We start from the raw sequence: 13,255 nt of genomic DNA on the forward strand, positions 1-13,255 counted from the left end.
TCAGAATAAGGGCGGAATCATGACAGCTTTGGCTCATACACCTGAAAAGCTGTCAGAAAAACGAAGGAATCATGACAGCTTTGGTTCAATCACCATAAAAGCTGTCAGATAAAAGGCTTTTATTCTTAAGATCAGGGTACATTTAAGATATAAAGGTAATTAAACATAGTCAAATGTGAAAGGAGATAGAAATTATGATCATCAAAGTACTGGGTCCTGGTTGCGATAAGTGCAAAAGTCTTGAAGATAGTATAAATGCTGCTGTAAAGGAAGCGGGTGTCGCAGCGGTCGTCGAAATGGTGGAAGACAATAAGGAAATCGAAAAGTATAAGGTGAAGAGTACGCCAGCTTTGGTCATTGATGAAAAGGTTGTTTCAGCGGGGAAACAGTTGTCAGCACAAGAAGTGAAGACTTTATTTTAAATTCAAATCAGGCCTCATATCGTGGCCTGATCTGAATTTTTATCAAGGAAAGCTTTTGTTGCCCATAAGGAAATTAGTAAAATCAGTTCGAAGCCGTTGGTAGCTGCATCACTCTCCAATGGAATTGGCACAGCGCTTCCTATACCCATCAAAATGACGCCGATGGCCATCCATTTCCACTTCAGCTTTTTCCAGAGGATAATCCCTGCAAGCAGTAACGCAACAGTAACACCAATGATCATAATAGGGGGGCTATGTGATCCGGCAGATTCATAGCTTAGTACTCCATATTTCTGGGCGGGCTCAAGCTTGAGTCCGATGGTATTTTGGACAAGTTCAGCAATGATCATAGCTAGAGTGAAGACTCCCGCCAAGAAAAATCCTGCTTGTCCTTTCAGCCAGTCGATTTCTGTCTTCCTGATAGCTGCCCAGGAAAATAAAATCAACAATGGCGTAAAGAATGCGTGGAACCAGTAACGCATCTCATTCAAGGCTTCTAAAAAGCTTCCTTCTCCAATCACGCTCCCCATGGCTAGTACAAGGTTGTCATACACTAAACCGAATGTAACGAGCAAAAGAACATTCAGCCAGGAAAAAAATCCATACTTAATGGATAATTTTAGTCCCCATAGGAATAAAAACAAGTAGATGAGGGAATATAAACCGTAGATATATGGGTCCATGAGTCACTTTCCTCCAGTCAGGTTTGTTACAATTGTTCCCTTTAACCGGAATGAGAAACATGTGTCTGTGTTATTAACTTTTTCATTGTTTTTAACAAATAAATCGTATTCTTAAAAATTACTAATAGTCTTATAAGGCTTCTTCATATATCATGGAAAATGTAAGCATATTCAACGATATTTTGACAAGAACAGGAGAAATCATGACTACATTAAATGAAATTGCATGGGTAACTGACAGTACATCTGGACTAACAGAAGAATACATAAAAAATAATCATATATATGTTGTACCTTTAAGTATTATTTTTGGTGAAGAATCATATTTGGAGGGTGTAGATATCACTGCAGAGGATTTTTATCCAAAGCTGGCAGCATCTAAGGTCCTTCCGAAAACATCGCAGCCTGCTATTGGGGAGTTTGTGGAACTATACCAAAAACTTAAGGAGCAATATAAGCATGCGATCGCGATCCACGCTTCGAGCGCTCTGACAGGAACTTACCAATCCTCCATGGCAGCTTCCAGCATGGTAGATTTCAAAGTCGATGTCATCGATTCGAAGATAGGTTCTTATCCGTTGGGGCGCATGGTTGAAAAGGGTGTTGAACTTCAAAAGCAAGGAAAGTCCTATTCTGAAATTGTTTCCTATTTAAACACACTCCCTGACAAGGCCAATTTATATATGGCACCCGGAAGCCTTGAGCAGCTGCATAAGGGTGGACGTTTATCCACGACACAGGTGATTATCGGCAGCTTGATTAAATTAAAGCTGATTGTCAGGTTCGATGATGGCAAGGTAGTCCTGTTTGATAAAATCAGGACGGAAAAAAAGGTCAAGGAACGCCTTTATCAAATTTTTGAGGAGGCTTCAACGAATATTAAAGAAGCAAGTGTCATTCACGGAAATGTGAGGGAATTGGCTGAGGAATGGCGTGCGGAACTTCAGCAGCGTTTTCCAAACATTTCTTTTACCACAACTACGTTCAGTCCAGTGGCTGGAACTCATACAGGGCAGGGAACAATTGGGCTTGCCTGGATTAATGAATAGTCCGCAATAGTAAAAAAAAATTAGAAATCAGCCTGGTCAGGGCTGATTTCTTTTTATTGTCCAGGTTCCTGTGTACACTTGAAATATCAATAATAGTAGGGGGAAATCGACATGTTGAAGATCGGGATCATTGGTTTAGGGGATATTGCGCAAAAGGCCTATCTACCTGTATTCGCGGAAAAGGGAGATATTGAATTCCACCTTTACACGCGAGATATTGCCAAGCTGAAAACTCTGGCTTCCAAGTATAGGTTTGCCCATATACATCTAAGTCTGGATGAGCTCATTGAAAGTGGAGTTAAGGGTGCTTTTGTCCATAGTGCAACTGAATCACATCATGAAATTGTAAAAAAACTGCTGCTGGCTGGTATCCATGTGTATGTCGATAAGCCGATTGCCTATGAGTATGAAAAAGCCAGGGAATTGACAGAGCTGGCTGAGGATAAAGGTTTGATATTAATGACAGGTTTCAACCGCAGGTATGCCCCGGCGTATAAACAGTTGGCCGAGTTGAAAGAACCTAATATGGTGATCATGCAGAAAAACAGGAAGGCCTTGCCTGGGGAAATACGCCATTTCATTCTCGATGATTTTATCCATGTGGTCGATACGTTAAGATTTTTGTTTCCCTACGACATAAAGCAGGTCAATGTTACAGGAAAGAAAAATGGAGCTTTTTTGCATCACGTAGTAATTCAGCTGCAGGCAGAAGAGGGAATCGCAATCGGAATCATGAACCGTGACAGCGGCGTTGTCGAGGAAAAGGTAGAAGTATTCCAATCGAATCAAAAAAGAACGGCAGTGAATGTTTCAGATTTATTGGTTCAGGAAAATCGTAAGGAAGTAAGACATGGAGGAAGTGACTGGGAGCCAACCCTTCATAAGCGTGGCTTCGAGCAGATTATTTTTGATTTCATCCAGGCGGTCGGCAGCGATACAACACCGTTAATAACTGCAAAGGATTCCCTCGTAACACATGAGATCTGCGAGACAATCGTGAAAGAATTAGAGGCGTTGTAATGCGCAAAACCCCGGTACATGAAATTGTACCGGGGTTTGGTTATTAAAACGATGGTTTGCCATCTGCAGATATTTGGATGGCGTTATTCAAATAGAATGTGTTTGCATAACCTAGGTCAACAATTTTATTCACAACACCAGCAGCCCTTGCGCCAGATGCGCAATGAATGACGATGACGGCATTCTTATCTTTTGGAAGCTGGCTTGTGATAGCGGCTGGATCAGCCAGGATGACACTGTCAGGAATATTCAGTGATCCCTTGAGGACGCCGGCCTTTGTTTCATCCTGTGAACGGACGTCAAGGATAAATGCCCCCGCACTGATTTTGTTCATAAACTCCTCTGGGTTGATTCCGCGGTTAACCTGGCCTTCAGCTACATTAAAGCTTCCGCCTGAATTAGCAGTTCCGAATGTTGGCAAGGATTGTGCAGTCCAGTCTGGGAGTCCTCCTGAATAGACTTTGACATTTGAGTATCCTTTTTTCAGGAGTTCCTCAGCGACAATATGGCTTTTATGGCAGCCGAAACCTCCACAATAGACGATTATTTCAGTCTTTTTATCTGCAGGTGCTATTCCTATATATTTTTGCACAAAAAGAGTATCATCTGCAAAGACTGCGTTCGGGATGTGTGACTCGAAATATATCTTATACGGTCTGGCATCAAGGATGACGAAAGGTGGCTTATCATCCCGTGACACATTTGCGTCCATGATCAGTCCCTTTACATAAGGAGCTGTAACAGCCAGGTAATTTCCTGCTTTTTTCCACTCTGGCAGTCCTTCCTGGTAAACTTTGATATTCTTGTAGCCAAGCTTGATTGCTTTTTCAGCAGAATTGCTGCTTAATTCACAGGTGACCCCGCCGCAGTAAAAAATAAGAAGCTTATTTTTATCTTCTGGGAGCAGGGAGGCAAATTGGTCGAACTGTGAATCCGGGATATTGATTGCTCCGTTGATATGCCCTTCATGAAAAACAGTTTGAGGACGGGAATCGACGATGACAAAGTCCCATTCTGAAGGGAATTGTTCGTACGTTTTCCTTGCCGAGCTTACCTCTCCTTCGGACGCTTTTAATCTCATCATATATTCGGTGCCAACATAGGTGAGATTATCCTTGAGTGGCACGGCTTCCTTCTCGGGTGCAGCTTCCTCGCCTACCTTGTAGATTGAAAGGTCTGCTTTTTGGTTAAAATCCGCAGCCGCATTCGAGTTAGGTTTGGACGAATCTTCCCCAGTCCCGCAGCCGGCAATTACTACTCCGACAGTGAAAATCAATCCTGCTAGCATAGTTTTCTTTACCATGAGACTATTCACTCCTTTCTTCACCAGGCTGTTCACTCCTGTAGCTAAACGAAGGGGAGTGGACAAGCTGGTTCACTATTTGTGTGATCGATACATAAAATAAACTCGTATCTGCCTTTTTCAATTCCTGAACGAAATTGTCAAGCCAATCGAAATGGTCAGTGATAAAAGAATGGATCTGATCAGCTGTACCATGCTCGAGCAAGAACGAAAGAAATTCGAGCAACAGGGTCAAGTGGTCTGGCATTGCCCGATATTCTTCGGGAAATTCAAGCTTGAACTGGCGGAACAGATACTGGACATGCAGTGCAGGGTCGCCATAGAAGAATCCTGTTTGTCTTGCGAATGAAACAGCCGCGGTAGAATCATCCGTCCATTGTTTGTAGAGTGATTCAATAGGCGGTGCGAAAGGCTCGGAAGGCCCAAGAAAACAATGGATATAGGATTGTTTCATATTTTCATAAGAAGAAAAAGCGTCTTCATATGTTTCTTCCAGTTTTACAAAAGGCGTCAGCTCTTCTAAGGCTGTTCCATTTCTCAAAGCTTGGTAGAGTTCATTGGTTGGCGGCTTATAAAATTCTGCCAGTAGCATTAGCGCGTTGGACAGCAGCCGTTTTTCTTCTGTCATGGTAAACAAGTGATCAGCCCCTTTTCGTTTGTCCAGCTCCAGCACCTAGCCCCTCGAGTCGCTGGTCGGGGCTGAACAAGGCGCTGGCGCTTTTCTTTTTTCTATAGGGTTACATCCCCATGTCTTTTCAGCTCTGTTGCTGGTTTGTGTTTGATGATCCTTTCCAGAAGCTCACGCTGGAGATACAACATTGCCATGATCCCAATAGCGCCCATGATCAGAGCCCATTCAGACCAGGTCACACTGAAAAGGTTGAAGGCGGTTTCTTCGGCAGGATTTTTGACTACTTTCAATGGAGTAATCTGCCCGGCGATCACCATATTGAAGCGCATGAAGAAAATTCCTGTCAGGGATAGCAGACCTGCAAGTCCGAGCTTTATGGCTGAGAGCTTGTGTGCAGACACAATCAGCCCAAATGGAATGACAATTGCCAGCGATATTTCCAGTACCCAATAGTTAAAACTCAAAGGTCCTGTCAGCAAAGCGAGCAGTGATTCATATTTTCCCGGCACCTGGCCGTAGAGTCCGACAAAGGTTTTGCCGATATAGATCACTACCATAACCCCCATCATGGACAAGCTAAGTGTTCTGAGGAACTTAACGGTTTCAAGGTTCTCGCGGGTTTTCTTCCTTCCGTGTAGATAAGCGATAACGGAAGCCATCGCGATCCCAGAGAACACAGACGTAAGAATAAAGTAAAGAGGTGAGATCGGTCCGTTCCAGTAGGGACGGGCAATGATGAAACCGAACAGGAATCCGATGCAAATTAGTGCGACTACAGCAGAAACTGCTGTCAAGATCGCAAATGGTCTGATCAAAGACTCATTTCCGCGAACGACAAACACCGTCAAAGTCACTAGCAGCATCAAATAGATTCCGTATAGCGGTGCCATCCACCAGATTGGCGATGTAAAGTTAGGAGTCAGGAAATAATGGATGAAATTAAGTGGATTGCCTAACTCCACCAATAAAATCGCAAATCCGCTGATAAGCGAAAAAATCGCAAACATCAGCAGTGATTTGCCGATTGGGATGATGGCCTTCACATGGAATACATAGCCTAATGCTGCGACCAGCAGCAGTCCTGTGCTGATCCCAACAAAATATTCGTAGCCGGCGATCAGGATTCCCCATGGAATTTGATTGGTCGTTCCCATCGCATGTTCACCGTGGATAAAAATATTGGCTGCTCCTGCCAGGCCGAAGAGAATGAAGGCTGCTGACAGGATCGTCCATTTATTGATTTTCACGAGATTCACCTCCAGTTATTTTTTCACATAGAAGATGCTTGGCTTCGTGCCTTTAGCTTCAAGCAATTGATAGACTTCGTGCTTTGCCAGCTCTTTGTTCAGCTGGCTGTTTGGATCTTCCAGGTCTCCGAACAGACGGACCTCATTCATGCATGTCGCAGAGCAGGCAGGCTGCTCACCTTTTTCAAGCATCTCAGGGCACCATCTGCACTTTTCCGGCACGCGCTTTTCATTCAGCTGTCTTGCTTCATAAGGGCAGGCAGCCATGCAATATTTGCAGCCAATACATTTATCAGCGTCTATCTCGACGATTCCATCTTCACGCTTGTAAGTTGCCTGGGTTGGGCAGACGGAAACGCACGGAGCGTTGTCGCAATGCTGGCACTGCACTGGTAAAATTTCCATTTTCACATTCGGGTATGTTCCAGTCTCCAAAATTTCAAGTCGGTTGTAGGAAACGTCCGTCCCGAGCTGATTATGCGACGCGCAGGCGATGTTGCAGGCGTTGCAGCCCGTACAGCGTTCCGGGAATACCAAAAGGCCGTATTTTGCCATACTAGTTGCCCTCCTTTGCCACGGTCACGACAACCTCTTGGGCCATTGTCGAGCCAGAAAGAGGGTCTACCATGATTGGGATAAAATCATTAAAGTTCACGCCGACTCCGTTTGCTGTCCTGTTTTTAGGAGAGAATCCTCCATAAGTGGAAGGGAGCCAGGCTGCTTCTGGGTGCAGGAGCTCGGTTACTTTAACCTGTATCTTCTTTTTGGCAATTTTTGACTTAACCGTGACGGTGTCTCCAGTTTTGATGCCAAGCTTCCTGGCTCTAGAAGCATTAAGCCACATAAAGGTTCCCTGATACTTCTCGGAAAGCTTCATCAGCTGTTCGATATTGGTTGTCATTGCATGGGAATGCCAAGGTTGTTTTCCATGGATCAGCCGGAATTCATGGTCATTTTTAGGATCAGGTTCAACGAGTGGCGGTACCCAGACAGGAATTCCGAGTTTTCCATCTATCTTGAACAAATCGGCGGAAAATTGAATCTTTCCGGTTAGCGTAGGTAGAGCCGGTTTGCCTTTTTTCATCGGGAAGCCTGGCTTAACAGTAGCCGGGAATTCCAGTGTACCTGCTTTTTTCAGCTGGTCGAAGGTGATGCCGAGCGGGGCAATCGCTGCTTCTACTTCTTGTTCGATCGTAAAAGGATACAAATCCTTATGGCCCATTGCGTCGGCGATCCCCTTCAACATATCAAGCGTGTTTTTTGTATCATACATCGGCTTGATGACGGGCTGGCGTAGGGCAAGCTGTGGGTTATCATGCGAAATATGGCCTGATACAGCTTGAGGATGCTCCAACCTTTCCAGATAATAATGCTCAGGCAGGATATAATCAGCGGCATAGTAGCTTGTTTCGTTCCAGTCGATGTTGATGGAAACTACAAGCTCTGCGTCCTTGATCTTTTTTTGCTCCTCGGGATCCGGTGCGGTCCTGAGGGGGTTATAGTTACAAATGAATACAGCCTTAGCCAGCCCTTGTTGTACAAGCTGTGGCGTGATATGGGCGATTCCCCTTGATGGTTCAACCGTACGGTACTTTCCAGTCACACCTGCTCCGTCGATACGAGCACCCTTTTCAGGCATATTTTCGATTGCTGGAAGGTCTAGATGTCCTAGCTGCAGGCTGGCAGATGGCATCAAGCCGCCTTTTTCGAAAAAGTTGCCGACAAGCGCATTCAGGATAATTCCCATTTGGGCCGTTTGAGTGCTGTTCACATAATGGGAATGCAGTCCGTGCCAGCCTGGCTCGATGAAGGCCTGAGGTGCGTATTTGGCAAAGTCCCTGGCAATTTCCCGGATTTTATCAGCTTTTATTCCTGTGATTGGTTCTGCCCATTCTGGTGTGTATTCCTTGTTCATGCGTTTGAATTCACTGAAGCCATCAACGAATTGTTGGACAAAGGTCTTATTGTAGAGATTTTCTGATATTAGGACATTGGCCATCGCCAGCCTGAAGGCAAGGTCCGTACCCGGTCTGATTGGAATCCATTCATCAGCGATTTTCGCAATCTCTGAAAAGCGCGGATCGATGACGATTAACTTGGCGCCTTTTTCCTTTGCCTGCGTGATGTGGTTCATGCCATTCGGGATGATCCCTCCGGCGAAATTCCTACCTTCAAATATCATGTATTTAGCATTTTTATGGTCACCGTTAAGGGAGGTGCCAGTCATTTGCAGCCATGCGTTTGTTTTTGCATTGAAGCATGTTGAATACTGTGTCGTGAAGTTTGGCGAGCCAATGGTGTCAAACAAGCGGTCCACGTATGACTTCCGGTGGGTGCCGTGCTCAAGCCACAATACAGAATTACCGGTATACTGCTTAACGATGCTGTCAAGCTTTTCGCCGATTTCCTTGAATGCCTGGTTCCAGCTGATTGGTTCGAATTTCCCTTCTCCAACCCGTTTCATTGGGCCAGTCACTCTGTCTTTTGAGTACAGGTAAGCTGCCATTCCGTGGCCTCTTGCGCAAATTCTGCCGCTGGATTTTAAATGGATCGGGTGTCCTTCGACCTTCCAGACCCGGTCGTTCTTCACATGGGCAATGATTCCGCAATAACTTGTGCAGCCGTGGCAGAAGGTTGGTACCTTCTTCACGCTTTCTTCGGTTGCAGCTTTCTTGAACTCACTGAAGCCGAAATAAGCTGGAACCGAGCCTGCTGCGACAACCGTTGCTGAAGCTTTTAAAAACGTACGGCGTGATAAGTTTGTCATCTCTTCATACTCCTTTCTCTCACAAGCTGTTAACCGCAGCTGGCGGCTCCAGTTTCTGTTTCGAGTTTTGTGTTTAGCTGTTTCAAAGGATAATCCTTGACCTTTTCGTTGGAAATTGGAAGAATACCATTGATTTCTGCATTGGATGTCCATACTCTCATGCCATCTTTCATGGCATAGGCTTCATATCCGAGCATATTGAGAATCCGTGCTGCTTTACTGGACATGGTGCCGTCATGGTCAATGAGGACAATCTTTTTCTCAGGAGACAATTTCTTAAGCTGTTCAAGCTCTGCCAGCGATTCATAGGCGATATTGATTGCCCCAGGAATATGGCCTGCTGCATATTCAGTTGATGGCCTTAGATCGACCAGTAAGAGGCTATTCGACTTATTTTCAATAGATTCCTGGATAGCCGTTGGTTTCATGATCGGTGGAAGGCCGGTTTTCAGATAGTCATCAGCACTTCCTAAAATAGCTGCGGTTTCATCAGAATATTGTTTGTTTGATGGAGCTGGGAGATCATAGCTCCCGGCTTTTGAATCTGTTGCTTCCACTGCAAATTCAAAAGGTTTCTGCGGAAGCGGTGTCCCCAAATTCTCGTCGCTAGTCCAGCCACCCATCCCGTTTACCATCGGAACAGCGTCATATCCGAGCATATTCCACAGGGCTGCTGTCTGACTTGCTGTATGGCCGCTATAACAAATGACAAGGATCTTCTTGTCCTTTGGCAAATTAGCGATTTGATTCGGATCGGCTGTCATACTATATGGAATATTGACAGATCCTTCGATATGTCCAGCAGCAAAAGCAGCTGTATCACGGACATCGACAATGAAGTAGGACGGGTCGTAATTCAATATCATCTTTACAAAAATTTCTTCTGCAGTAATAGACTCTGCCGTTTTTTTCAGATATGCATCTGCAGTTTGCTGTACGACTGAAAAAACATTGAGCTGCTCACTTTGTCCATTTACTTGTGGTTGGACCTTTGTTGAACCTTGCTCGGTACCGCATCCTCCAGTGAAAATCAGCATTGTACCGGCCAATATGAATAATATTTTTTTTCCAAACAGCTTCAAAGCTCTCACCTCTCTGCTGGCGGATATACCGCCAAAATATTGATTTGGAATTGAACCAAACGGTGGGAATGTACACCTCCAGTCTTGTGAATGCCTATACTCCTATGGGTTTGAGGGGTTGCAAAAAAAATAAGCGCTTAAGTTATTTTTACCATCAGGGGTAAGTCTATTGCTGTGGAAATTCAGTTACTATTTTCGAGAATGCAGGAAGAAGTAAGGGGAATCACCTATGAATAATTTGAATTTTTTGCACACTTCACACTTAAAACACATTCGTGAAAATTGCGTGGAGAATTTTCGGTGAAATACAAAAAAGTCCGCAGCTAAACTGCGGACTTGAAGGCTTATTAAACGTAGATAAAATAACCAACAAACAAGAAACCAAGAACATACATAATTGGATGGACTTCTCTAAGCTTGCCCATGCCAAGCATCATCAATGGATAAAGAATGAAACCAAGGGCGATTCCTGTTGCGACACTGAAGGTGAGCGGCATCATGATGATTGTTACGAATGATGGGATAATCACAGCAAGGTTGTTCCAATTGATTTTACTGATTTCGGTTGCCATCAATGCACCAACAATAATGAGTGCCGGAGCGGTAACTTCTGGCGTGATGACTGATAGGATCGGAGAGAAGAGCATTGCCACACCGAAGCACGCCGCAATGATTACGGAAGTGAAGCCGGTACGACCGCCGACCGCGATGCCTGCTGATGATTCAACGAACGACGCTGTTGTGGAGGTACCAAGTACAGCTCCAGCTACAGCCGACCCTGCGTCCGCAAGAAGGGCACGCCCGGCATTGGGAATTTTATTGTCCTTCATCAGACCAGCCTGGCTGGCTACCGCAATAAGTGCCCCTGCAGTATCAAAGAAAGCAACAAACAGGAATGTGAAAATGACGGCAAGGACATCTGGGGAGAAGATATCTCCCAGGTGATTGAAGACGACACCAAACGTTGGTGAGATGTCAGGAACCGAACCGACGATTGCTGTAGGTTTTTCAATCAATCCAGTGAAAATACCAACGATTGTGGCAATCACCATTCCATAAAAGATGCCGCCACTGATTCCGCGGACCATCATGATGACACTGACGATGAAGCCAAAGAGAGCAAGCAGGACAGGGCCTGATGTCAGGTTGCCGATAGAGACAAAAGTCGCTTCGCTGCCAACGATGATTCCCGCATTTTTCAAGCCGATGAAGGCGACGAAGAAACCGATTCCCGCAGCGATTGCATGCTTAAGATCCTGAGGGATGACATTGATGATTTTTTCGCGGATCTTCAAAAGACTGAGGATGACGAACAGAACACCCGCGATGAACACACCAGTAAGGGCGACCTCCCATTTGACTCCCATCCCGATACTGACGGTAAAAGTGAAAAATGAATTCAAGCCCATGCTTGGAGCGATTCCAATCGGAAAGTTAGCAAGCAGACCGATCAGAAGGGAGCCGATGATGGCTGATAGAGCTGTAGCTGTAAAAACAGCCCCTTTATCCATGCCTGCCTGGCTAAGGATTAATGGATTGACAACAAGAATGTACGCCATCGACAAGAACGTCGTGATACCTGCGAGTGTTTCTTGTTTATAATTTGTATTTCGTTCTGCGAACTGGAAAAAGTTTTTCATGTGTGCTGTCCTCCTGGTTGGTAGTAAAAATAAAAAAACTCCGGCAGTTTTATGCTGCCGGAGTACCACAAAGGACAAATAGATGCCAAAAAGAATAGCAAATATCAAAGTCCCTTGTAGTCACGCCTTTTACGGTAGCATGGTAGAAACGTCCGAGCCATATTCTCGAACATATACAAGGAAAAGATTATAGATTTAAATAATACTAGTGATAGTATCAGCAATTTACATCGAGGTCAATTGCAATTCTTAAAGTTTATCTATTTGTTTTTTTCTGATTATTAGGGAAGCTGGAAGCTAGTTGGTATATCTGTTTGCGATTTTCCAAGTCGCGGAATTATGGTGGAAAATCGCGGAATTATCATGGACTTTCGCGGAATCAAGGTGTGAAATCGCGGAATAACCATACAATTTCGCGGAATCAAGTATGTAAGAGTGCCAGTTTTACAGATCAACAAGCAAAATTAGCCTATTTTTTGATACTATTAAGGAAATGTAATTCATGTACAGCACATTACGGATGAAATTCGTAATAAACACGAACAAAAGTTTAGAGAAATCATAGTAAATGATGAATGAATGATTAAATACATAATGATATGAAGCGAGGAGACATTAAATTGGCTGTTATTCAAAATGAAAAAAGATCTGAGAGATTTGAAGTGGCGTTCAACCAGATTCATCGGTGGATGCAGAGGAATGCTAGGAATGAGACGACTGATAAATTTTCAGAGTTGCTGCGGATTAATTATCCGAGACATTCGATTATCCGCAAATATTATCATGACTTAAAGATGTATGGGCGCCTTCGGAATTCCCTTGTGCATGACAAAATTGCGCTGGATTTTTACATAGCTGAACCGCATGAAAAAGTGGTGGAGAAGATTGAAATGATCGCCAGTCAGGTGTCAGATCCGAAGAATGCACTGGAGATCGCGACAAGACCAGTGTTTTATTTTAAAGAAGATACCAGTTTAGTTGATGTCTTGAAAATTATCCAGAAAAGGGCCTATTCCCAGTTTCCTGTCTATGATGATAGTGGATTCAAGTGGTTATTGACTTCGAATTGCATTGCCCAGTGGCTTGCGAGTAATCTGCTGGAGGGCGGCAGAACGATAGAGGATGTAAAAATCAGCGACCTGGAGTATCTTCATTCAAAGAGATTCGTAGAGTTTGCAACGAAAATCTCAGATATATTCTCGGTAGAGGATATCTTTGAAAAGTATCATCTTGAAAACAGGAAGCTGGAAGCAGTATTAATCACTGAGAATGGAAAAGCCTCCGAGCGGCCGATCGGGATCATCACGCCCTGGGATTTAGTTGAAATCGATGCATTAGATTAAGTATGTGGTGATTTAGTTAAATCCCTGTATGGGTATCGGAAATCCCTTTGTTTAGGAGTTTTTGACAA

At 44.3% G+C, this 13,255-nt stretch carries 12 protein-coding genes and 1 riboswitch; of the genes, 4 read left to right on the forward strand and 8 right to left on the reverse strand.

Features of this window, described 5'->3' with window-relative positions; genetic code table 11:
* The first annotated feature begins 194 nt into the window (after nucleotides 1-194).
* A complete protein-coding gene (locus tag AC0VX7_RS05820) occupies nucleotides 195-422 on the forward strand; it encodes a thioredoxin family protein (protein WP_475427064.1) in 228 nt (75 codons plus the stop codon).
* Nucleotides 423-436: 14 nt separating this feature from the next.
* On the opposite strand, the gene AC0VX7_RS05825 is transcribed toward AC0VX7_RS05820, so the two are convergent.
* Entirely contained in the window at nucleotides 437-1,105 is a 669-nt protein-coding gene (locus tag AC0VX7_RS05825) for a hypothetical protein (RefSeq protein WP_475427065.1), read from the reverse strand.
* Between the two features lie 203 nt (nucleotides 1,106-1,308).
* Here AC0VX7_RS05825 and AC0VX7_RS05830 point away from each other — a divergent pair, with 203 nt between their 5' ends.
* Complete coding sequence (locus AC0VX7_RS05830) at nucleotides 1,309-2,154, forward strand: DegV family protein (RefSeq protein WP_475427066.1); 846 nt, start codon at nucleotides 1,309-1,311, stop codon at nucleotides 2,152-2,154.
* Between the two features lie 111 nt (nucleotides 2,155-2,265).
* A complete protein-coding gene (locus AC0VX7_RS05835; protein WP_475427067.1) occupies nucleotides 2,266-3,174 on the forward strand; it encodes a Gfo/Idh/MocA family protein in 909 nt (302 codons plus the stop codon).
* A 43-nt stretch (nucleotides 3,175-3,217) separates the two neighbouring features.
* On the opposite strand, the gene AC0VX7_RS05840 is transcribed toward AC0VX7_RS05835, so the two are convergent.
* The 7 genes from AC0VX7_RS05840 to AC0VX7_RS05870 all read right to left on the reverse strand — a co-directional run bounded on the left by AC0VX7_RS05840 (nucleotide 3,218) and on the right by AC0VX7_RS05870 (nucleotide 11,844).
* Nucleotides 3,218-4,477, reverse strand: coding sequence for a rhodanese-like domain-containing protein (locus tag AC0VX7_RS05840; protein WP_475427068.1), 1,260 nt, complete (start codon nucleotides 4,475-4,477; stop codon nucleotides 3,218-3,220).
* A gap of 4 nt (nucleotides 4,478-4,481) precedes the next feature.
* Nucleotides 4,482-5,105, reverse strand: a complete 624-nt coding sequence (locus AC0VX7_RS05845) for a TorD/DmsD family molecular chaperone (RefSeq protein WP_475428089.1) — start codon at nucleotides 5,103-5,105, stop codon at nucleotides 4,482-4,484.
* Nucleotides 5,106-5,206: 101 nt separating this feature from the next.
* Nucleotides 5,207-6,355, reverse strand: coding sequence for an NrfD/PsrC family molybdoenzyme membrane anchor subunit (gene nrfD / locus AC0VX7_RS05850; RefSeq protein WP_475427069.1), 1,149 nt, complete (start codon nucleotides 6,353-6,355; stop codon nucleotides 5,207-5,209).
* A 15-nt stretch (nucleotides 6,356-6,370) separates the two neighbouring features.
* Nucleotides 6,371-6,910, reverse strand: coding sequence for a 4Fe-4S dicluster domain-containing protein (locus AC0VX7_RS05855; protein WP_475427070.1), 540 nt, complete (start codon nucleotides 6,908-6,910; stop codon nucleotides 6,371-6,373).
* A gap of 1 nt (nucleotide 6,911) precedes the next feature.
* The gene (srrA, locus tag AC0VX7_RS05860; protein ID WP_475427071.1) at nucleotides 6,912-9,122 is read right to left on the reverse strand and encodes a respiratory selenite reductase catalytic subunit SrrA; all 2,211 of its coding nucleotides are present in this window, start codon (nucleotides 9,120-9,122) and stop codon (nucleotides 6,912-6,914) included.
* 29 nt (nucleotides 9,123-9,151) lie between these two features.
* Nucleotides 9,152-10,204 (reverse strand): rhodanese-like domain-containing protein, encoded by a 1,053-nt coding sequence (locus tag AC0VX7_RS05865; protein ID WP_475427072.1) that lies wholly within the window; start codon nucleotides 10,202-10,204, stop codon nucleotides 9,152-9,154.
* A 347-nt stretch (nucleotides 10,205-10,551) separates the two neighbouring features.
* Entirely contained in the window at nucleotides 10,552-11,844 is a 1,293-nt protein-coding gene (locus AC0VX7_RS05870) for an NCS2 family permease (RefSeq protein WP_475427073.1), read from the reverse strand.
* A 97-nt stretch (nucleotides 11,845-11,941) separates the two neighbouring features.
* Nucleotides 11,942-12,043, reverse strand: a riboswitch (purine riboswitch).
* Nucleotides 12,044-12,464: 421 nt separating this feature from the next.
* Here AC0VX7_RS05870 and AC0VX7_RS05875 point away from each other — a divergent pair.
* Nucleotides 12,465-13,187: a CBS domain-containing protein gene (locus tag AC0VX7_RS05875; RefSeq protein ID WP_475427074.1), complete on the forward strand. Its 723-nt coding sequence runs from the start codon at nucleotides 12,465-12,467 to the stop codon at nucleotides 13,185-13,187.
* Nucleotides 13,188-13,255: the final 68 nt, after the last annotated feature.

It is taken from the genome of Mesobacillus sp. QJM3NY_10 (genome assembly GCF_056173465.1).